22 protein-coding genes (1 of these 22 running past the window's edge) are annotated in these 21,819 nt (G+C 32.5%); 6 read left to right on the top strand and 16 right to left on the bottom strand.

Going from position 1 to position 21,819, the window contains the following annotated elements; translation table 11 throughout:
• Nucleotides 1-7: 7 nt before the first annotated feature.
• Nucleotides 8-343 (bottom strand): hypothetical protein, encoded by a 336-nt coding sequence (locus tag AD998_00135; protein ID KOY84771.1) that lies wholly within the window; start codon nt 341-343, stop codon nt 8-10.
• The gene (locus tag AD998_00130; GenBank protein KOY87983.1) at nt 340-1,920 is read right to left on the bottom strand and encodes an oxidoreductase; all 1,581 of its coding nucleotides are present in this window, start codon (nt 1,918-1,920) and stop codon (nt 340-342) included. The genes AD998_00135 and AD998_00130 overlap by 4 nt, the downstream gene beginning before the upstream one ends.
• A gap of 133 nt (nt 1,921-2,053) precedes the next feature.
• On the opposite strand from AD998_00130, the gene AD998_00125 reads away from it, so the two are divergent.
• Nucleotides 2,054-2,551: a hypothetical protein gene (locus AD998_00125; GenBank protein KOY84770.1), complete on the top strand. Its 498-nt coding sequence runs from the start codon at nt 2,054-2,056 to the stop codon at nt 2,549-2,551.
• A gap of 69 nt (nt 2,552-2,620) precedes the next feature.
• Nucleotides 2,621-3,868 (top strand): ABC transporter, encoded by a 1,248-nt coding sequence (locus AD998_00120; GenBank protein KOY84769.1) that lies wholly within the window; start codon nt 2,621-2,623, stop codon nt 3,866-3,868.
• A 24-nt stretch (nt 3,869-3,892) separates the two neighbouring features.
• Here AD998_00120 and AD998_00115 read toward each other — a convergent pair whose 3' ends face one another.
• Nucleotides 3,893-4,795, bottom strand: coding sequence for a hypothetical protein (locus tag AD998_00115; protein KOY84768.1), 903 nt, complete (start codon nt 4,793-4,795; stop codon nt 3,893-3,895).
• 135 nt (nt 4,796-4,930) lie between these two features.
• On the opposite strand from AD998_00115, the gene AD998_00110 reads away from it, so the two are divergent.
• Nucleotides 4,931-7,579, top strand: coding sequence for a hypothetical protein (locus tag AD998_00110; GenBank protein ID KOY84767.1), 2,649 nt, complete (start codon nt 4,931-4,933; stop codon nt 7,577-7,579).
• 102 nt (nt 7,580-7,681) lie between these two features.
• Here AD998_00110 and AD998_00105 read toward each other — a convergent pair whose 3' ends face one another.
• The 13 genes from AD998_00105 to AD998_00045 form a co-directional block, all read right to left on the bottom strand.
• Nucleotides 7,682-8,680, bottom strand: a complete 999-nt coding sequence (locus tag AD998_00105; GenBank protein KOY84766.1) for a 3-oxoacyl-ACP synthase — start codon at nt 8,678-8,680, stop codon at nt 7,682-7,684.
• A gap of 1 nt (nt 8,681) precedes the next feature.
• Nucleotides 8,682-9,635, bottom strand: coding sequence for a phosphate acyltransferase (locus AD998_00100; protein ID KOY84765.1), 954 nt, complete (start codon nt 9,633-9,635; stop codon nt 8,682-8,684).
• A gap of 28 nt (nt 9,636-9,663) precedes the next feature.
• Nucleotides 9,664-9,858, bottom strand: a complete 195-nt coding sequence (locus AD998_00095; protein ID KOY84764.1) for a 50S ribosomal protein L32 — start codon at nt 9,856-9,858, stop codon at nt 9,664-9,666.
• Between the two features lie 30 nt (nt 9,859-9,888).
• Nucleotides 9,889-10,422 (bottom strand): hypothetical protein, encoded by a 534-nt coding sequence (locus AD998_00090; GenBank protein KOY84763.1) that lies wholly within the window; start codon nt 10,420-10,422, stop codon nt 9,889-9,891.
• A 71-nt stretch (nt 10,423-10,493) separates the two neighbouring features.
• Nucleotides 10,494-11,531, bottom strand: coding sequence for a 4-hydroxythreonine-4-phosphate dehydrogenase (locus tag AD998_00085; GenBank protein ID KOY84762.1), 1,038 nt, complete (start codon nt 11,529-11,531; stop codon nt 10,494-10,496).
• A gap of 57 nt (nt 11,532-11,588) precedes the next feature.
• Entirely contained in the window at nt 11,589-12,197 is a 609-nt protein-coding gene (locus AD998_00080; GenBank protein ID KOY84761.1) for an RNA polymerase subunit sigma-24, read from the bottom strand.
• The gene (locus AD998_00075; protein ID KOY84760.1) at nt 12,188-13,324 is read right to left on the bottom strand and encodes a hypothetical protein; all 1,137 of its coding nucleotides are present in this window, start codon (nt 13,322-13,324) and stop codon (nt 12,188-12,190) included. The genes AD998_00080 and AD998_00075 overlap by 10 nt, the downstream gene beginning before the upstream one ends.
• Nucleotides 13,325-13,340: 16 nt before the next feature.
• Nucleotides 13,341-13,646: a hypothetical protein gene (locus AD998_00070; protein ID KOY84759.1), complete on the bottom strand. Its 306-nt coding sequence runs from the start codon at nt 13,644-13,646 to the stop codon at nt 13,341-13,343.
• A gap of 66 nt (nt 13,647-13,712) precedes the next feature.
• Nucleotides 13,713-14,165 carry a MarR family transcriptional regulator gene (locus AD998_00065; GenBank protein ID KOY84758.1) on the bottom strand — a complete coding sequence of 151 codons (453 nt, stop codon included), beginning with the start codon at nt 14,163-14,165 and terminating at the stop codon, nt 13,713-13,715.
• A gap of 98 nt (nt 14,166-14,263) precedes the next feature.
• Entirely contained in the window at nt 14,264-14,623 is a 360-nt protein-coding gene (locus AD998_00060; GenBank protein KOY84757.1) for a hypothetical protein, read from the bottom strand.
• A gap of 61 nt (nt 14,624-14,684) precedes the next feature.
• Nucleotides 14,685-16,154 carry a hypothetical protein gene (locus tag AD998_00055; protein ID KOY84756.1) on the bottom strand — a complete coding sequence of 490 codons (1,470 nt, stop codon included), beginning with the start codon at nt 16,152-16,154 and terminating at the stop codon, nt 14,685-14,687.
• Entirely contained in the window at nt 16,085-17,092 is a 1,008-nt protein-coding gene (locus AD998_00050) for a riboflavin biosynthesis protein RibD (GenBank protein ID KOY84755.1), read from the bottom strand. Before AD998_00050 ends, AD998_00055 begins: the two co-directional genes overlap by 70 nt.
• 21 nt (nt 17,093-17,113) lie before the next feature.
• Nucleotides 17,114-18,820: a hypothetical protein gene (locus AD998_00045; GenBank protein KOY84754.1), complete on the bottom strand. Its 1,707-nt coding sequence runs from the start codon at nt 18,818-18,820 to the stop codon at nt 17,114-17,116.
• A gap of 116 nt (nt 18,821-18,936) precedes the next feature.
• Between AD998_00045 and AD998_00040 the strand changes: the two genes are divergently transcribed.
• The 3 genes from AD998_00040 to AD998_00030 all read left to right on the top strand — a co-directional run.
• Nucleotides 18,937-19,236 (top strand): NADH oxidase, encoded by a 300-nt coding sequence (locus AD998_00040; GenBank protein KOY84753.1) that lies wholly within the window; start codon nt 18,937-18,939, stop codon nt 19,234-19,236.
• 103 nt (nt 19,237-19,339) lie between these two features.
• Nucleotides 19,340-20,329, top strand: a complete 990-nt coding sequence (locus tag AD998_00035) for a carbohydrate kinase (GenBank protein ID KOY84752.1) — start codon at nt 19,340-19,342, stop codon at nt 20,327-20,329.
• A 115-nt stretch (nt 20,330-20,444) separates the two neighbouring features.
• Nucleotides 20,445-21,819, top strand: the 5' portion of a protein-coding gene (locus tag AD998_00030) for a replicative DNA helicase (protein KOY87982.1). Its footprint extends 233 nt past the window's final position; only the first 1,375 of its 1,608 coding nucleotides appear in the window; its start codon is at nt 20,445-20,447; its stop codon lies off the right edge, out of view.

Below are 21,819 nucleotides of genomic sequence, written 5' to 3'. Positions count from 1 at the left end.
TGATATTTTATGAGAAAAGCCAAGCTCTGGCTTCGAGTATATGATTGAAAAATCGAATAGAATTTTTTGCTATAATTTCTGTATTCAGACTATTAATACTGTCCTTGTTAAAAAAATCTTTTGATAAAACAACTGCGATCTTTTGTTCATAATGTTCGTATTTACAAAGCCATTCTAAGTCTAAAAAGCTAATAAATTTAGCTTTTTCTATCTTAATAAGCCATGTTCTGTAGGTATGTAGATGCTCTTCAAGCAATTTACAGAAGTCTTCATGAGAGAAAAAACCTTCTATTTGTAGTGTTTTGGCATGGAGAACATTATCTTCTTGTACATCAAAAATCATATTTTTAATAATTGCAATAGTGTAATTACCCCTTGTTGGGTATTTTGAAAAATTTGTTGTGGCAAAATACCAATGATGAAACTAATACAAGCCATCACACTTAACATCAACAACTCTCTTTTATTAACGTCTTGGAGTTGCCAATCTGTATTTTTGAGCCAAAGTTTTCCCAAAAACATTTTTTGGAGTGTCCAGAGAAAATAACCTGCACCCAAAATAATACCTAATGTAGCCAATATAGGCATCCAAATAGGTAATACAACAGACTGAAAACCACCCATAACACTAAATAATTCGCCTATAAAACCTGAAAATAAAGGCAAACCTAAAGAGGCAAAGAAGGCAATACTTACAAAACTTCCATAAATAGGAACAGCACTTAAAAGTCCTTTAAAATCTTCGATTTTTCTACTATGAGTTCTATCATATAAAATACCTACAATAACAAAAAGCATAGCAGATAGAACTCCATGACTAAACATCTGAAAAATAGCCCCATTGATGCCCTCTGCATTCAAAGAACCTATACCCAACAGCACAAAGCCCATATGAGAGATAGACGAATAAGCCACCATCTTCTTGAGATCCTGTTGAGCTAAAGCATTCAATGCTCCATAGATAATAGAAAATACTCCCAAAAATGCAATCCAATAACTGTATTGAACAGCTATTTCAGGAAAAATAGGATAAGCTATTCTCAAAATTCCATAACCTCCAATTTTTAATAAAATCCCAGCCAAAACCACAGAAACTGCCGTAGGAGCTTCTACGTGGGCATCAGGTAACCATGTATGAAAAGGCACAGCAGGAATTTTTATCAAGAAGCCAACAACTAATAACCAAAAAATCCAGAAACGAGGTGAAAAGCCTGCAATTAAATTTTGATTTTCGATACTTAAAAGACTATTGCCTACAAAGTTCTTGCTTTGAGTCATCTCCAATAAATTGAATGTATAATAGCCACTCTCAGGACTTTTTACAGACATATACAACGTTATCATGGCTATCAAAATAAGAATAGAACCTGTAAGTGTATAAAGAAAAAACTTAATGGATGCGTATTCTCTTCTTTCACCACCCCAAATACCTATCAGAAAATACATAGGCAGAAGCATAAACTCAAAAAATAGATAGAACAAAAAGAAATCTAAAGCACAAAAAGATCCTATAACAGAAGCTGAAAGTATCAAATATAATGCAAAATAGCCTTTTTGCTTGGTTTCGATATTCCATGAAGCCAAAGAGCCTATCCAAAGAACAAGGCTAGCAAGTAAAATAATAGATATGTTTAGGCTATCTACTCCCAAAAAATAATCTATTTGTATTTTACCTAAAGAACCTAAGTTTAAACTTATCCAAGAGGCTTTCTCAACAAGAAAGAAGCCCTTAATATCTTGAATTCCCGCTAAATGAGAAGGGTATTTTGTGTAAACCCAAAAACTAACCAACAAAAGAATACTTGAAGAAGTAAAATTTATCCATTTATAATAATTTTGATATTGTTTGGGTAAAATTAATACCAACAATGCAAAAAGAAGAGGCGTGAATATAAGCAAACTCAGGACAGGAAAATCCATATTAAAGTTTATCTGTTTAAAGGATTTTAAATCAAAAAATTTCTCTAAAATTACAAATTCTACCACTAAAAGCCCAAACTTTATGTGTTTTTTTGGTGTTTTTATTTAAGACAGATTATAAATTTTATAAATTATGTACACATCTTTTGAAAATATGCCTTCAAACTCTCGTATCTGGATTTATCAGGCAGATAGAGAATTTACAAAATCAGAACAAGAACAAATTATTGATGAATTAAAAAGTTTTTTAGAAAACTGGACAGCTCACCAACAAACACTTAAAGCTTCAGGAAAAATAGAATATAATAGATTCATTATCATAGCTGTAGATGAAACTATCAATTTAGCTTCAGGTTGTTCAATTGACAAGCAAGTACACTTTATCCAAAATCTTGAAAATAAATTACAAATAAAACTTCTAGATCGTTCTTTAATAGCTTTTAAAGTTAATGATCAGATATTTACTGTACAACTTCCAAAAATTTCGGAAGCTGTTAAGAGTGGACAAATTACAACAGATACATGGGTATTCAACAATACAATTACTACCTTGGAAACATTGAAAACTAATTGGTTGCAAATCGCTTCTGAAACATGGCTACAACGATATTTTCAAAAAGAACTCGTTTAGAACAAAATATTTATGTCTATTAATCAATTTCTTTAAAATATATTCGTTGTTAAAGTATTACTTTTTAATATTATGTTTTTAAGATTAATCTGGGAAAGTTTTTCGTTCGCTATTCAGGCCTTAAGAGCAAATTTGCTTAGAACTGTACTCTCTTTGCTGGGCGTTACAATAGGGATTTTTGCTATTATAACCATTTTTACAATTGTAGATTCTTTAGAAAGAAGTATCAGGCAAAGTTTGACTTTTTTGGGTGATAAAGTAATTTATGTTCAGAAATGGCCTTGGATGTTTGGACCAGATTATCCCTGGTGGCGTTATATCAACCGTCCTATTGCTTCACAAGACGAAATGAAGTTTTTAGAACAAAATCTTGAACATGCTTCGGGAGTGGCTTTTTATGCTGTAAAAGGCAACGCAACAGTCAAATATATTTCCAATAGTATTGAAGGCATAAGCATCATAGGGGCTACTTATGGCTACTCCAAAGTATCCGAAATTAAAATTAGAGAAGGAAGATACTTTTCACTTCAAGAAATGGAAGGAGGCAAAAACGTAACACTGATAGGTGATGAAGTAGCCAAAAAACTTTTTCCATTTAGTAATCCAATAGGAAAAGAAATATCAATTAAAAAACGAAGATTTGTGGTCATTGGAATCATGGAACGAGAGGGGGAGAATTTTTTAGGTGCTCCTCGCCGAGATATCCAATGTATTGTCCCTTTTGGAATGTTTGAAAAACTTTATAAAGTCAGTATTTTTGGAATCCAACCTACCATTTCCCTCAAAGGCTTTGAAGATGATAAAGATTTAATGAATTTAGAAGGGGAGATAAAAGGTTTGATGCGAGCCAAAAGAGGATTGAAGCCCATGCAAGAAGATAATTTTGCACTCAATCGTCCCGAAATGATAGCTAAAGAAGTGGGAGCTATTTTTAGTGTAATTAGCTTTGCTGGTGCAATTATTGGCTCTTTTGCTATTCTAGTGGGGGTTTTTGGGATAGCCAATATTATGTTTGTGTCTGTAAAAGAACGAACCAATATTATAGGTATTCAAAAATCTTTAGGGGCTAAAAACTACTTTATCTTATTTCAATTTTTGTTTGAAGCAGTATTTTTGAGCTTGATAGGAGGAGGGATTGGCATTTTCTTGGTATTTCTGATAACCATTATCCCTCAAGATTCTTTAGAACTCAGAATGAGCCTTAACAATGTTTCTACAGGTTTTATAGTTTCTGCATTGGCTGGTTTGGTTTCAGGAATTATACCTGCATTATCAGCATCTCGTTTAGACCCCGTACAAGCTATTAGAGCAAAATAAGAGTTTCTTTAAAGAAACTCTTATTTATTGTATTAATTTTTGACTCACCCAAACTTTTGTAAAAGCTCCTGTATTATTATCTCCTGCAATTTTTTTTGAAAGTGTAAGCATTGTTTTGTTAGATGCTTCAAACATAAAAATTGCTTGCTCTGCTATTTCATTTTTATAGACTCGTTCTATGGCATCTCTAATTAAGCAAATACTTGCTTTTGTGTTTCTGTGTTCTTTATCAATAAAGAAAGAGGTAATTTGAATACTCTTGGAAGAAACAAGATGTATAGTAATCCAACCTATTATTTCACTTTTATATTTGAGAAGTAAACTGCCTTCTTTAATTAAAATATTTTCTAACTGAAAAGGAGATAATATTTCTGGATACCAATTGTCTGAGTTTTGTTTAGATAAAATATATTCTTTATCATTAGAAGTAAAATTACTCCAATCTGTAACGGTAAAATTTTCTGGATAATCTTTTATTTGAAACCAAGGTAAGTCTTTCACTTGATTATAATGAAGTTTTGCTAATGTCAAACGGTGTTGAGGTTTATCCCAACCTGTTTTTTCAAGTAACTTAGGCATTATTTTAAAGCTATTCCAGTTATCTTGAAATACTATATTGGTATAAAATGCACTATTATTCTTTGCTATTTGTTCTGCAACTTTAAGCATTTGAGATGCAATACCTTTTCTCTGATAATCTTCGTGAACTTTTAATGATAATACTTTAAGAACCTTTTGGTCAGTCATAAACTCCACAATAGATAATCCAACAATTATTTCATTAAGTTTAACTTCTATTACAAAAAAAGGTTCTTGTAGGTTTCTAACATTACTTTTTTGTCTAAAACTTGGAAAACTATGGGTTTCATAACGTTCTATCACTTGCTTGGTCGTTAAACCTCGGTGTACAATATATTGATAGTTCATAGATTAAAAAGTTATGTAAATATTTGGTAGATGTTAAAAAAAAGAAAAAAATGTTTTGCAAAACAAGTAAAAAAAAATAACTTGTGAGGACTTTGATACAAAAACTTTCATCATAAACCATAATTGCGAAAAAACATGAAACAATATTTATCGCAACAGTATAAGAATACCATCTCTAAATACAAGAAGTTTAAAGCACGCTTTGAAAAAACTGTACAGAATGGTGTATCTAATAAAAAGCGTAGAGACTTAGTCCAACGTCTCCGCAAACTGTATAGCCAAATTACACGCCTCGAAACACAGTTGAAATTGGCAGTATCTGCGGGAACTCTTTCATTAATGCTAACAGCATTACCCAATAATAGTGTAGTAGCCCAAAATTTACCTGTAAATAAGTATAAATATTTTCAAAGAGAGTTAGGTCTACCAGAAGGAGATTATGTACAACAATCATCACCTGTATATCCAACTTTTGTAGATTTAGATAATGATGGAGATAAAGACCTTGTTTTAGGTTTATATAGTGGAGGAGCCTTGTTTTATCAAAAAAATGTTGATGATGAAACAGGAAAAGATAAATATACATTAATTCCTAATGATAATGATGCAAGTCCTTTTAAAGGCCTAGATCTATCTAGTTATCCTTATTTTTCACCATCATTTGCTGATGTAGATAACGATGGTGATTTAGACATGATAGCTGGATATGTAGATGGATATGCCCTAGTTACACTATTCAAGAATGTAAATGGTAAATTCGTAGCCTTTAGTGGAGATGCAAATCCTTTTAAAAATGTACAATTCTATTCTTATATCGCTGCTGGTGGTACAAGACCTGAAATGATAGACGTAGATAATGATGGCGACTTAGATTTATTTGTTTCTGGTTGTGACCCTGATAAGTCTACAATTGTCGTTAAATACTATGAAAACGATGGTGAGAATACTGGCGTTTTCATAGAAAGAACAGGTACAGCAAACCCTCTTAATAATGTAAGTATATCCTCTGGATATGGGTATGGCTCACTTACCTTCGCTGATGTAGATAATGATGGTGATTTAGATGCTTTTGTAGGCGAAAAGCTTGGCAGTATATATGAATATAAAAATAATGGTGACAATACTTTTGCTAATGGAGTATTACATCCAACTCTGAGTTTTACTGGAGGAAATGAATATTGCCCAACGCCTGCATTCAATGACATGGATGGGGATGGTGATTTAGATGCAATTATTGGGGATAAATTTTTAGCTACTTTACCTTATGCTAAGAATAATGGTAGTGGAGTTTTTACCAAAACCAATGATATCAATGCAGTAACAGACTTCTTGGTAAATGACCCTCCAAGTTTGGTATTGGAGCGTCTGTCATCTACAGCTATTGCTGATATAGACAAAGATGGCGACCAAGATTTTATTACAATAGACTTCTATGGAGAAATTCGCTACTTCTCAAGTAACGGAGATAATACCTTTGAAGAAATAACAACTGGTAGTCCTTTTGCAACAATTTCAGGTGCAAACTACATACCTGCTGCTGACTTTGCGGATATGGATGGAGATGGTGACCAAGATTTAGTAATTAAAGATTACTATACTAATACACCTAAGTACTATCAAAATAATGGTACCACTTTCGTTGAGCTTACAGGTGCTTCAAATCCATTTAATGGAATCAGTATCGTGGGTTTTGCTGGACTTGATATTGTTGATTTAGATAATGATGGTGATTTTGACTTATTAGCAGGAGATGCCACAGGCTTCAAATTGTTTATAAATGGTGGAACATCCTTTTCTTTAGCTACAGGAGCAGCAGATCCATTTGCCAGCATATTTACAGGTATTACTACGGGTAACAGATATGTATCTCCTAATTTGGTAGATATGGATGGAGATGGAGATTTAGATCTTGTGTTTGGAGTGTTTAATAATTTAGAAAACCCAACTACTACAGTAACACCTGATTTTGTTAATACTAAAATTCATTACTTCTTAAATGATGGAGGTGTTTATAAGAGAGTTTCAGACACAGATTCTCCTTTTAGCATGACAGTTGCTCGTTTTGGTACTCCAAAATTTGGGGACTTAGATGGAGATGAAGATTTAGATATGTTTGTAGGAGAATTTGCAGGTGCTGCAAGAGTAAGATTCTTTGAAAGAGCAGGTAATAATTTCTGTGCTAAAATTGATGAAATTCGTCATAAAATAGCTGTAAATGAAAATTATACATTCTTATCTCAAGAATTTAAAGATGTATATAATGATGAGCCTGATACCAAATACAAAGATTTCCCTAAAATCAAAATTGTAACATCTCCTCAATTTGGTGTACTCAAAGCTGCAGGTAATACTGTAAATTCAGGTGAAGAAATAAATTATTCAGATTTAGGAGAACTTGTATATGTTCCAAATAAAGATTACACTGGAATAGATGCATTTACTTGGGCAGCTTTTGATCCTGTTGGACAATGTTATTCTGCTGCTTCCTATGCTCGTTTTGGTATAGGTGTAGATGTAACAGCGTTAGATGATGAATTAGATAAATACATAAAAGTATATCCTAATCCTACAGAAGGCTCATTCAATATCGCATTTGATAAAATCTTAAATGGCAAGATTGAATTGAAACTTTATAATGCTGTTGGAGCTTTATTGAAGACCTACTCTTATGAGAACCCTTCTGATATACAAGCTATTAATTTAGAAAGTATGCCTAAAGGATTGTATGTTCTTCGTGTAAATAATGATGGCAAAATAGGAAGTATCAAAGTAATTAAAGACTAATAAAGTTTTTGTAAAAATTAAAAAAACCTCAAGAAATTATTCTTGAGGTTTTTTTATTATAAAATGTAGTTGTCAATTTTTAATCTAATAAATTTTAAATGGTTATTTTGGATTATAAGCCCATTTAAGATAAATAGCTCCCCAAGTAAATCCTCCCCCAAATGCAGCCAAAATTAAGTTATCTCCTTTTTTTAGCTGGGTTTCGTAGTCTTTTAAACACAAAGGAATTGTAGCATTTGTTGTATTGCCATATTTTTCAATGTTTAACATTACTTTTTCATCAGGTAGTCCCATTTTGCTAGCTGTTGAATCTATAATTCTCTTATTTGCTTGATGTGGAACTAACCAGTGAATATCTTCAGCTTTTAAATCGTTATTATTCATGATGTGTGTACATGCCTCAGCCATACCTTGAACAGCATGCTTGAATACTACAGCACCTTCTTGATATACATAATGCTCTCTATTCTGTACAGTTTCAATAGTAGGTGGTCTTCTGCTTCCTCCTGCCTTTTGGTGTAAATGTACCCATCCAGCTCCATCAGAACGCATCCATGCGTCCACAATTCCTAAATCTTCTGTTGTTGGCTCAAGTAAAACGGCCCCAGCTCCATCTCCAAAAATAATACAAGTAGCCCTATCTGTGTAATCTATGATAGAGGACATTTTATCTGCTCCTACCACAATAATTTTTTTATATTTACCAGTTTCTATAAACTGAGATGCTGTATGCAAAGCATAAATAAAGCCAGAGCAAGCAGCCATTACATCATAATGAAAGGCATTTTTGATACCTGCTTCATTAGCTATAAGGCTTGCTGTTGATGGAAATACAAAATCTGGTGTTGCTGTTGCACAAATTAATAAATCTATTTCTTCTGGACGAGTATTCGATTTCTCTAAAAGACTCTGAACAGCTTTAGCTCCCATGTAAGAAGTTCCCAAACCTTCACCCTTAAGAATTCGTCTTTCTTTAATACCTGTACGCTCTAAAATCCATTGGTCGTTGGTATCTACCATTTTTTCCAATTCTGCATTAGATAGGACGTAATCAGGACTGTAAGTAGATAAAGCAGTGATGGCAGCTCTCAATTTGCTCATATTAGCCTTGGGATGTTACTGGTGGGAGAGATTGTTTAATTTTTTCGTGTAGATTGCTTTCTGCCATTTTTTTAGCTATTTCAATCATATTTTTGATAGCCAATGCAGAAGAAATGCCATGACCAATTACAATATTACCATTTAAACCTAAGATGGGGCTTCCTCCAATGGCTTCATAATTAAGCTGATTTAGGAAATTATCTTGTATTTTCTGATGTTTTACTACATCATAGATAGATTCAGCCATTTTGAGAATTACATTGCCTACAAATCCATCACAAACCATCACATCCGATTTGCTAAAAAATACATCTCTGCCTTCTACATTTCCTACAAAATTAAGAAGAGGGTCATTTTTAAGTAAAGTATAAGTTGCTTGAGCTTGGAGGTTTCCTTTTCCTTCTTCTTCACCAACATTCATGAGAGATATTCTTGGATTTTTAATGCCTAAGACATTTTCTGCATAAACTTTTCCTAAAGAAGCAAACTGATGAAGTACTTCTGGCTTGCAATCTGTATTAGCTCCAACATCTAATAAAATACTGGTGGAGCCATCCAATTGTGGAATATGACTAACAATAGGAGATCTTAAAATACCTTCTATTGTTTTTACACTAAATAAAGCACCAACAAGCATTGCTCCTGTATTACCTGCTCCGCAAAAAGCTTGAACTTTTCCCTCTTTCAGCAAGTGATAACCAATAGCAATGCTTGAACGCTGCTTTTGTTGTAAGGCTTTGGTAGGGTGTTCTCCCATTTCTATCACTTCATCTGCATGAATGATATGAATATTAGGAATACTCCCATAAGAACTGATAAGAGGAGCTAAAACGGGCTCTTGTCCTATCAGCAAAATTTGAACATCTGATGAAAATTCTTTGGCAGCTATTACTGCCCCTTCTACGGTAGCTTTTGGGGCAAAATCCCCACCCATAGCGTCCAGAGCTATTTTCATAAGGTTGATAATTTTGTTTTCGAATGAATTAGCTTACTTTCTCGTAACCTTCAATCATTAATTTACCATTATAGTACAAGTTACCTTCTACTACATAAGCTCTGTGTAAAACATGAACTTCGTTAGTAGTTTGGCAAGTGCCTAATGGCTTAGGAGTAGCCTTGTAATGTGTTCTTCTTTTATCCCTACGAGTCTTCGATATTTTCCTTTTAGGATGTGCCATGGTTGTAAATATTTAATTGTAATTAGAGTATTATTTGTTAAAAATTTTCTTAAGTTCTTCCCAACGAGGGTCTGTCGTTTCTTCTGAATTCTGATCTTTGGTTTTCTTATTACTTGTATAAACTAGAGTCAGTTCTTCATTGCTATTTTTTTCTTCTTGAAAACGAGGATGAAGCTTTTTCATAGGAACAGCTAAGCTAATTAGTTCATAAATATATTGAGATACATTTATTTCAGCTATTCCTCTTGGAATTAACTCCATTTCGTCTGTTATTTGTTCCGAATGATCTGAGAATCTTAAAATTTGAACGCCTTCAGTATGAAATGGATAATCAAATTTTTCTAAACTTCTATCGCAAGTCAGCTCTAATACACCTTCAATATCAAAAATAAGATGTAATAATGCTTCTGACTTTCTTAAGGTCATTTTTACCTTGCAACTACCATTCTCTACAAATGTTTCTTCAAAAGAGATAAAGAACTCTCTGCCCACTTGCCACTCAAAATAATAATCTTTATTTTGAAGTTTTGCAATGCCTACTTTATATTCATTTAACCTTTCCAAAGCAACTCAATAGATTAAGGACGCAAAATTAGTAATATATTTTGAATTCTCAAAAGAACTTATAAAAAATATTATGGTAAAGCTAATAAGTTTGTTTGTCTATATTTAATTACGTCACAAGCTAAATAAATTGCTTGTAACATAGAACTGGCATCTGCTAAATTTTTTCCTGCAATATTGTAAGCTGTTCCATGATCTGGTGAAGTACGAACAACAGGTAGTCCAGCTGTAAAATTCACACCATCTTCAAATGCTAATGTTTTGAATGCTGTAAGACCTTGATCGTGGTACATTGCTAAAGTGGCATCATAAGAAGAATACTTCTTACTACCAAAAAAACCATCAGCAGGAAAAGGACCATAAACCAAATGTCCTTGTTTTTTAAACTCTTTTATAACAGGTTCAATAATTTCTTTTTCTTCGTTACCCAACAAACCCTCTTCACCAGCATGTGGATTGAGCCCTAATACAGCAATTTTAGGTTTTTGTATACCAAAATCTTTCTGAAGAGATTGTTGCAAAACAGAAATTTTATTTTGTAATTTTTCTTTGGTAATGGACTCACTTACATCTTTGAGAGCCAAATGCCCAGTAAGTAAAGCTACACGCAATTTTCCGCTTACCATACACATCAATGTATTAGGAGCATTAAAATTTTCTGTAAAGTACTCAGTATGACCTACAAAGTTGAAGAATTCATTTTGAATATTGTATTTATTGATAGGGGCGGTAACTACAGCATGTAATGCTCCTCTTAATAAATCTTTGGTACAACTTTCTAAGCATACAAATGCAGCTTTTCCAGCTTCTGGAGTAACTTGCCCTGGTGCTATTTCTGCATCTTCAATACAATTGATAAGATTTATTTTTTTATAGCTGACTTGTTCTACATCTTTAATAACTTGAAAGTAGCTATCTTCCATACCTAACAACCGTCTGTATTTATTCAATATTTTTAAAGAACCATAAATAACAGGGGTACAAAATGCCAATAGCCTATTATCAGCAAGAGATTTTAAAATAACTTCAGGACCAATACCATTGTAATCCCCAAGTGTAATACCAATAATTGGTTTATCTTCTACAAAATGTTTTTTATTAGAACTCATAGCTCACTATCAATAAATCGTTGTTCTAATTTAGTTGTTTAATGTTTAATGTATATTTTAGATATGATCTTTTTGATTTTTAATCATATCATATAACAATTCTCTTGCTCTGTGTAGTTGTGCTTTTACAGTTCCTATAGGCAATTCTAGTTCTTGTGCAATTTCCTGATAAGCCATCTCTTCAAAATAACGCATTGTTACTAACTTTCTGTATTTAGTTGGTAATTTGCTTACTAAATTTTGCATCAAGGCAATCTTTTGAGATCGAATAGCCTCTTCTTGTGGATTCGATTCATCAGCAATGTCTAATCCAACTTCTTCACCACCCTCACCTGTAAACATATTGCTTATGCTGAGTGTATTCATTTTTTTCTTTCGAATAAAATCAATACAATTATTGGTAGCAATTCTAAAGAGCCAAGTACTAAAAGTAAAATCTTCTTTAAATTTATCTAAGTTCTTAAATGCTTTAGCAAAAGCTTCAATAGTTAAGTCCTCTGCATCATCTACATTTCTTATCATTTTAAGAATGGTATGATAAAGAGATCTATTATATCGTTTCATCAATTCGGCAAAAGCATTCTGATCACCATTTTTGGCGAGTTCTACAAGTTTAAAATCGTAGCGAGCTTTTTGCGAAAATTCTTTGTTATTTCCTATGTCCATCGTTCAGGTTTGCTGAAGAATGCTTTTATGCCTAAAATTATAATAAAAAAAACATATACACAATCAAACAGCCACCAAGATAACCAAGAAGATTGGAATTTTATTTTTTTACTAGCAAAAAAATGTAAACAAGACCAAGAAAAAATACGAAGCCCTGCAAAACTAATCAATATATAGTGTTTTAACTGAAATTCTGAAATATACAAAAATGAAACTAAAATTGTAATGGGAACTAAAATCCAAAATAATACATGGGTTAGGTTTTGTAAACCTAATAATGTAAGATGTTTCTTTTTATAAAACTTCCCAACACTCAAATGCCTATTTTTCTGACCAAGCCAACTTTTCCATGTTGTTTTAGGATAAGAAAATATATGAGCTTCTTTTTGAATACAGATAGCAGTATTTTTAGCATTACTATATTGATTTACAAACAAATCATCATCACCACCTACTATATTTAAGTGATCATTGAAACCTTTATTATCAATAAAAATATTTTTTTTATAAGCTAAATTTCTTCCTACACCCATATAAGGTGTTTTTGCAAAAGCATATGAAAGATATTGGATGGCAGTAATAAAAGTTTCGTGCTGAATTATCCAGTTGAGAACACCTTTTTGTTTCAGATATGGTGAAACTCCTAATACAAAATCTTTTGAATCTACAAACTCAGTTGTCATCCAAGCTATCCAATTGGATGACTCAGGGTAGCAATCTGCATCAGTAAAGAGCAAATAGTCGTATTGTGCAGCTTTTACCCCCAATGTGATAGCATATTTTTTATTGCTGATATGCTCAGGAGTATGGTCTATACGTACAATTTTGATTCGAGAATCTTTATTACGTTCATCATACAAAAAATCGAAACTACCATCATTAGAACGATCATCTACGATAATAATTTCAAACTTTGGATAATTTTGTTTTTGCAGAAGCGGCAATAATATCCTGAGATTCTCAAGTTCATTTCTAGCAGCAATAATAATAGATACAGGTTTTTGAAAATCGTAGTCTAATGAAGTTTTAGATTTATAAAATAAAAAACGAATATGAAAAAACAGATGATAAAAAAACTGAATAACAACCACAAACGCTATAAGATATAGCGTAATATCTAAAACCATAAATTTTAATAATTATTTATTGTATCACTTCCAAGACAGTTCTAAACGCCACAAATTTGTCTTTATAGCGTGTGCTATGGTCTTTTTGTAATTGTGGAGCGTAATTTTTTTGATATTCCTCCAATTTAGCTTGAGATTCACACAAATACTGGAATGCATACGTATAGCCTTCATTTTCAGTTTCTTTTATAAGTCTTAAAACTTTATTTTCTAAGAAACAACCAGTAGCCATTACTTCTGGAATATGTTTGGTAAGCATCCAATTGAGCCACTCTTTGTGTATAGAAGGGTCTATATTGACAGTTACATTATATACAATCATATCTGAAAAAAAAATATTGAATTACAAATATGATTGTATTTTATGAACCTAACAAGAATAGTTTTATTATTTGTTTTTTTCGTCTATCAATAAGTTCACTTTCTTGATTACTTCAAAGAAGACATCAAGTTTTTCTACTTCAATATTTTCGTACATCAAAACATTGAATTTCTTTACAACTCTACGAGCAATCTCTTTTTTATCTTTACCTTTCTCTGTAAGAAATATTCGTACAAAACGTTTATCTATTTCACCTTGCTTGCGATAAATTAGCCCATCATCTTCCATATTCTTGAGCGTTCTTGTAATACTGCGAGCTTCTAAACCAAATTGTGGAGCAATTTTGGTGGCAGGAGTGCCCTCTTCATTATCTATATTTAGGAGAATAAATCCAATGGATGCAGAAATGCCATGTTTATTACCTTCAGCATTATACATTCTGGAAATAGCATGCCAAGTCAACTTAATATGGTAATCAATGCTTTCTTCTGGCTTTAACTTAATATTAGAAAAAGTCATTATAAAATAGGGTAAAATGAAAGTATGCAAGGCAAATTTAATAAAATAAATTCGGCTTGCATACTTTTTTATTGAGAATATATTTCTGAAGAGAGAACTTATGCACAAGCACAAGCCTTAGCTTTTCTGAGTTTGTACCAATTTAATATATAGGCTGAAAGAATACCTAAAATACCTAAAACATCTAGAAATACAGTTTTATAGGTAATTAATCCTAATAAAATAATGGCGAAAGAAGCTAATAGGATAACTATAGGCAAAAGATTCTTATGTAATCGAATGTCTTTAACAAGTACAAAAATTGCGATGAATAGACTAGATAATGTAATACAAAGCTCAATTTCTTCTGTAACCCAATTTCCTAAACTTGGTAAGAATGCCAATGCCACAGGCATTGCCATACAATGTACAGCACAAGCCATGGAAAGTGATATGCCTAGTTTTTCAAGAATTCTCATGTAGTTATTCAACAATGTTGCAAATATAATAAAGTAGCAACAGTGTTGCAAACATTTTCGTTCAATCTAACGATATTTTTTTTTCAAAATCGTATAAACAAAGTAAACGAATCTTATAATAGCCTATCCAAATAGATTCTAATTGACGAAGATAATTTTGAGAAGCTAAATTTTTTGCTTCAAGGGCTTTATCAAGTTCACTTAATCCAGTAAAGCCACCTAAATATTCTTGAAAAGTAATTTGATAACTTTTTTCTGCACTTTCTTGTGTTTTTTGGGCAATAGCCAGTTGTTTTTGAGCTAACTCCCAAATATGAATTTGTCTAATAAGTTCTGTTTCAAGATCAAGTATTTCTTGATTTGTCTGACTTTCAATGTTTTTCTTATTAAGTGTAGCAATCTTAATTTCAGATTTTCCTCTTTGCCAATCTAAAATGGGTACTTGAAAAGTGAGTCTAGCACTTTCTTGATCTTGTAGTCTATTATATAGGTTGGCTAAACTTGTAGAACTTTTCGAAAGACCGAAAGAAACTGTAATGTCCATTTTCAGGCCTGCATTAGCTCTTGCTTGAGCAAGTTCTCTATCAGCTTCCAAAAGCTTTCTTTGTATTTGTAAAGCTTTGGTACTATTTTGTTTGAGACGTTCAATAGCGACATCTTTATTAATCTCCACTTTTGGAGGAGCTTGTGGTTTAATAAGTTTAATAGAATCTTTAAAATAAAAAAAGGTTTGAAATTGTCTTAAAGCAAATAAAAACTCTGCAATACTTTGTTGATTATCTTGTTCTGCCTGTAAAAAATTAATTTCATTCCTTAAAAACTCATTTTCAGTAATTTTTCCAACGTTTAATCTCTTCTTGGCTAATTGAAATAAAGTATCTGCATTAATAAGTTGTCTTTTGGCTATTGCGATGTTTTCTTGAGAATAAAGTAAATTAAAAAACAATTGTAAACCTTTCACTTTACTCATTTCCAAATCTTCTAAAAATTTCTTTTTAGATTCTTCATATTTAAAAGGCTCTATTTTATTTGCCCATTTTAGAGCATTAAAACTACCTATAGGCTGACGAAACCCGACTAAAACAGGATATGATAGATATGAAGTAGTAGTAGGATTGCTAAAAATATCAATTCTATTGATTTGAGATGATGCAAAAAATGTCCCACCTGTAGGAGCTATATTCTGAACCAATGAAAGTTCTAAAAGAGAAGTAGCCAAACTTCTTTCCCTAAAAGTCTCAGAACCATCATTTTGTGTTACGGGGATAATGGTTCGGCTTAGGTTTGGAAGCTCTCCATTCAACAACAATCGGGGTTTATTTCCAGATAAATGTAACCGATATTGCCAAAAACTAATTTGAGCCTTTCTTTCAGACTGTTGCCCATCAACAGATTCATATTCAGATAATTTTAATATTTGCTGAATATCCAAAGTTTTTTGGGCATGAGCACCCATAAAAACTAAGAAAAATTGGAATAATAAAAGAGTGTATCTCCTTGTATATCTTCTATATAAAAAGATTTTTTGCATAATCTGGGGGCTACAATACCTTCTTGAAAAGTCTGGGAAGCTACAAAAATACGAGCTTCATCCCAATAATTTTTTTCGATGAATTTATTTATCAAAAAACTTCCACCTTCTACCAAGACTGATTGCACTTTACGTTCAAACAAATCTTGTAGGAGATTCTCTAAAAAATTATCAGCATCCAAACGAACAAGAGCCAAATTATGATTTTCTTCATTTTTGACCAAATTATAACAAATAGTTTTTTGTGTTTGGTCAAATAAATAAAAATGATGAGGTAATTTTAAGTTTTTATCAATAACTATTCTAATAGGATTTTTACCAGACCAATCTCTTACATTTAATTGAGGGTTATCATATAAAGCTGTATTTGTTCCAACCATAATAGCTTGCTCCTCAGTTCTCCACTTATGTACAAGTGTTCGAGAATGTTCATTACTTATCCATTTTGAATCATAATTTTTTCGAGCAACAAAGCCGTCAGAGGTTTCAGCCCATTTGAGCAAAATATAAGGTCTGCGTTTTTCCATAAAAGTAAAAAAACGCTTATTCAGTAATCTTGCTTCTTTTTCAAGAATACTTGTTTCTATTTCTATTCCTGCATTTTTGAGTTTTTCAAGCCCCTTGCCAGCAACCAATGGGTTTGTATCAAGATTGGCTACTACTACTTTTTTGACTTGTTTTGTAATGAGTAAATCTGCACAAGGAGGCGTTTTTCCATAATGGGAGCAAGGCTCAAGGCTTACATAAACGGTGCTTTCTTTTAATAACTCTTGATTTATAACACTCTCAATGGCATTGACTTCTGCATGAGCTTTTCCATACTCTTTATGCCAGCCTTCACCAATAATGGTATCATTGTGAACAATTACACAGCCCACCATAGGATTGGGAGCAACATTGCCTAAACCTAAAAGAGCCAACTGAATGGCTCTTTGCATATATTTTTCGTGTGTAGTCAATTATCTTTGAGGAGATTTTTTGATTTTAGAAAACTTCAACAAAACAACTTCTTTTTGATTTAAGAAACGCCATTTACCTCTTGGCAAATCTTTTTTGGTAAGTCCTGCATACACAGTACGGTCAAGTTTTTCAACACTGTAACCTAAACTTTCAAAAATTCTACGTACAATCCTGTTTCTTCCACTATGTAGTTCTATTCCTAAAGTATCAGGAGTCAATAATGCCAAGGCATCAGGCTTGATGACCCCATCTTCTAATTCCAAACCTTCTTGAATTTTCAAATAATCAGTTTCTGAAATAGGCTTATCTAAACCTACTTGATAAATTTTCTTCATGTTGCTAGAAGGATGAGCTAATTTTTTAGCCAAATCACCATCATTAGTCAATAATAAAAGCCCTGTTGTGTTTCTATCCAAACGTCCTACAGGATACACTCTTTCTTCACAAGCATCTTTTACAATTTCCATGACTGTGTGGCGTTCTTCAGGGTCATCAGTTGTTGTAATGCAATTTTTGGGTTTATTTAACAATATGTAAACCAATTTTTCTCTTTGTAAAAGCTTGCCTTTATAACTTACTTTATCAGAGGGTTTTACTTGATAGCCCATTTCTGTGATGGTATTGCCATTTACTTTTACAAAACCCTGAGTAATTAAATCATCAGCTTCTCTTCTCGAGCAAACACCAGCATTTGCTATAAACTTGTTTAATCTAATATCTGTAACAGCCTCTTTCTCTTCTTTAACTTCCTTTTTGTATTTAGAATCATAGAATTTCATATTATAGGTAGGAGTCTTTTTTTCCTTAAAAGAAGAACGTTCGTTTTTACTCTTAAATCCACTTTGTTTTTTGAAAACTTTACCATCATCTTTAGAGTCTCCTTTATTATCTTCAAACTTCTTTTTATAAGAGGTTCTATAACCTTCTGAATTTTCAGTTGTTGCTTTTTTATAAAAAGGCTTTTCTTCAGAAGTAAATTTCTTATCCGTTTTCTTGAAATCAGAAGTTTTAGAACCATAAGTCTTTTTAGGCCTATCTTCCGAACTATCTGAGTTATACTTTTTATAAGTAGTTTTCTCTCCAAATTTTTTGTCAGTCTTTCTGAAATCAGAAGTTTTAGAACCATAAGTCTTTTTGGGCCTATCTTCTGAACTCTCTGAGTTATACTTTTTATAAGTAGTTTTTTCTCCAAACTTTTTGTCAGTTTTCTTGAAATCAGAGGTTTTAGAACCATAAGTCTTTTTAGGTCTATCTTCTGAACTCTCTGAGTTATACTTTTTATAAGTAGTTTTCTCTCCTCCAAACTTCTTATCAGTTTTCTTAAAATCAGAAGTTTTAGAACCATAGGTTTTTTTAGGTCTATCTTCTGAACTTTCAGAGTTATACTTTTTATAAATAGTTTTCCCTCCAAACTTTTTGTCAGTCTTTTTGAAGTCAGAAGTTTTAGAGCTATAAGTCTTTTTAGGTCTATCTTCCGAACTTTCTGAATTATACTTTTTATAAGTAGGCTTTTCCGATTTTACAAATGTTTTTTTATTCTCTTTCGAAGAGTTTTCTGAACTATTAAAGCCAGAGGATTTTTTCTTATCAAAACTCTTTTTAGTTGAATCTTTGGAAAATTTGCTTCCTGATTGAACTTCTTTCTTAGAATGGTAATTCGATGTCTTTTTCATCAATAAAAGATGTATAAAATGAATATATAGCATCTTTTCTATTATAAAAGAATGCTAATCAGCTACAAAGTTACGAAAAAACACCAATAAAAATTTGATAACCTATCTAAATTTATATTTATCTTTGAGTAAAAATCAAAATTTGTTTTATGAATGATATAACAACACAAGAACTACGCGAACGTATCGAAAAAGGTGAAAACCTACACATTGTAGATGTTCGGGAGCAATGGGAATTTGATGAAGCAAACCTAAACGGATTGCTCATTCCTTTAGGGGAACTGCCCAATCGCCTTTCAGAAATTGATCCATGGAAAAATGAAGAAATTATTATCCACTGTAAATCTGGTGGAAGAAGTGGAAGAGCAAAAGAATTCTTAAAAACACAAGGTTACGAAAATGTTAGAAATTTATTGGGAGGCATTACAGAATATTTAGCGAACCAATAAAAATTTCCAGAATACAAAATTAAGCATAACTTTGCCTGCCAAAAGCAGGCTTTTTGCTTTTCTCAAAATCTAAATACTCTGTACCCAATACTTTGTACTATTAATGATACAATTAGAAAAAATATTTCACCAATTTAATGACCTAAAGGTTTTAATTATTGGTGATGTGATGATAGATTCTTATTTGTGGGGAAATGTGAATAGAATTTCGCCAGAAGCTCCTGTACCCATTGTCAATGTTCAAAAACGAGAACAAAGGCTTGGTGGAGCAGCCAATGTTGCCCTTAATGTGCAAGCTTTAGGAGCTACTCCTATATTATGTTCGGTGGTAGGAAGTGATGGAGAAGGAGAGAATCTTTTAAGGCTTATGGAAATAAACGGACTGAACAGAATCGGAATTGTACAGAGTAATCACCGAATTACTACCGTAAAACACAGAATATTAGCCTCTTCACAGCATTTGCTTCGTATAGATTCTGAAATGGATAAACTTATTGATGAGGAAGAACAAGAACTCCTTTGGAAAAAAATAGAAACACTTCTGCCTGATGTTCAAGCTGTTATTTTTGAAGATTATGATAAAGGTGTTATCAATCAAGAACTTATAGAAAGAACTATCAATTTAGCTAATCAAAAAAATATCCCCACCATCATAGACCCCAAGAAAAGAAATTTTTTGTTCTATAAAAAAGCAACTCTCTTTAAACCCAATCTCAAAGAACTCAAAGAAGGCTTGAAAATAGACTTCAATCATCATAACATAGAGGAAATAACTGAGGCAGTAAAAAAACTGCAAGAATCCTTAGATGCTCAATGTGTAATGACCACTCTTTCTGAAAAAGGAGTTTTAATTTATTCTGAAAAAGAAACACATCATATTCCTGCACATCTTCGTAGCATTGCCGATGTTTCAGGTGCAGGCGATACAGTGGTGAGTGTAGCCGCTTTGTGTGTAGCCCTCAACCTGCCTTTGAGGCTTGTTGCAGACCTTTCCAATTTAGCAGGTGGTTTAGTCTGTGAATATCAAGGAGTTGTGCCAATTAATAAAACAAAATTACTATCAGAAGCTCTTACAAAAAAGATTGCTGAATGAACATTTTGATAATCAATAATCAAGTTTTTTTAAGCAAATAAATTTGAGTTTTTCCGTCCAAAATACCATAAAAAAGTGTATCTTTGATACTCTTTTAATATTGATATTTTGGCGTATGGAACAAGAAGTAAATGAAAACAGAATAGGCGTAGGTAGTAAGAAATTAAAACCACTAAGCAATACACTACAAACTTTAGGGAAAGTCCAGCCTCAAGCAAGAGAGTTGGAAGAAGCTATTTTAGGAGCATTGATGCTGGAGAAGAATGCAATGATGGATGTAGCAGATGTTTTACATACAGAATGCTTCTATGATCCTCGACACCAAGATATATTCAAAGCTATTTTAGAACTATTTGCAGAATCTCAACCTGTTGATATTCTTACAGTCAAACAACGACTGCAAAAATTAGGCAAACTCGAAACAGCAGGTGGAGCATATTATTTAGCAGAACTCACTTCCAAAGTAAACTCTGCTGCCAATATCGAATACCACGCTAGAATTGTCTTAGAAGCATATATCAAGAGATCAATTATCGAAATTGTTGGTAAGTTAGGTACAATGGCTTACGAAGATACTACAGATGTGTTTGATTTGTTGGATACAGCTGAACAAATGTTGTTCAGAGTTTCAGAACAAAACATCCGTAAAAATTATGTGCAAATGTCAGATTTGATGCGAAAAGCATTAAAAGAGTTAGATGAAAAGAAAAATAAGAAAGATGGTCTGACAGGCGTTCCTACAGGTTTCACCGATTTAGATAGAGTTACAGCTGGATTTCAAAAATCTAATCTTATTATTATTGCAGCTCGCCCAGGTATGGGTAAAAGTGCGTTTATTATTTCTGTAGCCCGAAATTCGGCTGTTGAGTTTCAACAACCTGTTGCAATTTTCTCTTTAGAAATGTCTGCTGTAGAATTAGTGAATCGTCTTATTTCTGCTGAAGCTGAAATTGAAAGTGAAAAAATCAAAAAAGGTTTACTGACAGAAGGTGAATGGAAACATCTCCACAACCGTATTCCTAAACTGACAGATGCACCTATATTTATAGATGATACACCGGCCCTTTCTGTATTGGAACTACGAGCCAAAGCAAGAAGACTTAAAGCTCAACACAATATACAGTTGCTAATGATTGACTACCTTCAACTCATGTCAGGAGGCGATACTGGAAAAGGAAATCGTGAACAAGAAATTGCTTATATCTCTCGTTCACTAAAAAACATAGCTAAAGAATTAGATATCCCTGTTATTGCACTCTCTCAGTTAAGTAGAGCTGTAGAAACTCGTGGAGGTGATAAAAAGCCTCAACTTTCGGATTTACGTGAATCTGGTAGTATTGAGCAAGATGCAGATATGGTAATGTTTTTGTATCGTCCAGAATACTATGGTATTACACAAGATGAAGATGGACTGCCCACACAAGGTACAGGTGAGGTAATCATTGCTAAACATCGTAATGGTTCTTTAGAAAATATAAAGCTACGTTTTA

Source organism: bacterium 336/3, assembly GCA_001281695.1.
Taxonomy (GTDB): Bacteria; Bacteroidota; Bacteroidia; order Cytophagales; family Thermonemataceae; genus Raineya.
The sequence above is the reverse complement of the archived record's forward strand: the minus strand, read 5'-3'. Positions and strand labels throughout refer to the sequence as shown.

What these genes read in the sequence shown, in the direction of transcription:
- AD998_00040 (KOY84753.1), top strand. Translation starts at nt 18,937, where the DNA reads ATGAATGATATAACAACACAAGAACTACGCGAACGTATCGAAAAAGGT.
- AD998_00105 (KOY84766.1), bottom strand. Translation starts at nt 8,680, where the DNA reads ATGAGCAAATTGAGAGCTGCCATCACTGCTTTATCTACTTACAGTCCT.
- AD998_00130 (KOY87983.1), bottom strand. Translation starts at nt 1,920, where the DNA reads ATGGATTTTCCTGTCCTGAGTTTGCTTATATTCACGCCTCTTCTTTTT.
- AD998_00050 (KOY84755.1), bottom strand. Translation starts at nt 17,092, where the DNA reads ATGCAAAGAGCCATTCAGTTGGCTCTTTTAGGTTTAGGCAATGTTGCT.
- AD998_00115 (KOY84768.1), bottom strand. Translation starts at nt 4,795, where the DNA reads ATGAACTATCAATATATTGTACACCGAGGTTTAACGACCAAGCAAGTG.
- AD998_00095 (KOY84764.1), bottom strand. Translation starts at nt 9,858, where the DNA reads ATGGCACATCCTAAAAGGAAAATATCGAAGACTCGTAGGGATAAAAGA.
- AD998_00085 (KOY84762.1), bottom strand. Translation starts at nt 11,531, where the DNA reads ATGAGTTCTAATAAAAAACATTTTGTAGAAGATAAACCAATTATTGGT.
- AD998_00070 (KOY84759.1), bottom strand. Translation starts at nt 13,646, where the DNA reads ATGATTGTATATAATGTAACTGTCAATATAGACCCTTCTATACACAAA.
- AD998_00080 (KOY84761.1), bottom strand. Translation starts at nt 12,197, where the DNA reads ATGGACATAGGAAATAACAAAGAATTTTCGCAAAAAGCTCGCTACGAT.
- AD998_00110 (KOY84767.1), top strand. Translation starts at nt 4,931, where the DNA reads ATGAAACAATATTTATCGCAACAGTATAAGAATACCATCTCTAAATAC.
- AD998_00135 (KOY84771.1), bottom strand. Translation starts at nt 343, where the DNA reads ATGATTTTTGATGTACAAGAAGATAATGTTCTCCATGCCAAAACACTA.
- AD998_00045 (KOY84754.1), bottom strand. Translation starts at nt 18,820, where the DNA reads ATGCTATATATTCATTTTATACATCTTTTATTGATGAAAAAGACATCG.
- AD998_00060 (KOY84757.1), bottom strand. Translation starts at nt 14,623, where the DNA reads ATGAGAATTCTTGAAAAACTAGGCATATCACTTTCCATGGCTTGTGCT.
- AD998_00075 (KOY84760.1), bottom strand. Translation starts at nt 13,324, where the DNA reads ATGGTTTTAGATATTACGCTATATCTTATAGCGTTTGTGGTTGTTATT.
- AD998_00125 (KOY84770.1), top strand. Translation starts at nt 2,054, where the DNA reads ATGTACACATCTTTTGAAAATATGCCTTCAAACTCTCGTATCTGGATT.
- AD998_00055 (KOY84756.1), bottom strand. Translation starts at nt 16,154, where the DNA reads ATGCAAAAAATCTTTTTATATAGAAGATATACAAGGAGATACACTCTT.
- AD998_00035 (KOY84752.1), top strand. Translation starts at nt 19,340, where the DNA reads ATGATACAATTAGAAAAAATATTTCACCAATTTAATGACCTAAAGGTT.
- AD998_00100 (KOY84765.1), bottom strand. Translation starts at nt 9,635, where the DNA reads ATGAAAATAGCTCTGGACGCTATGGGTGGGGATTTTGCCCCAAAAGCT.
- AD998_00065 (KOY84758.1), bottom strand. Translation starts at nt 14,165, where the DNA reads ATGACTTTTTCTAATATTAAGTTAAAGCCAGAAGAAAGCATTGATTAC.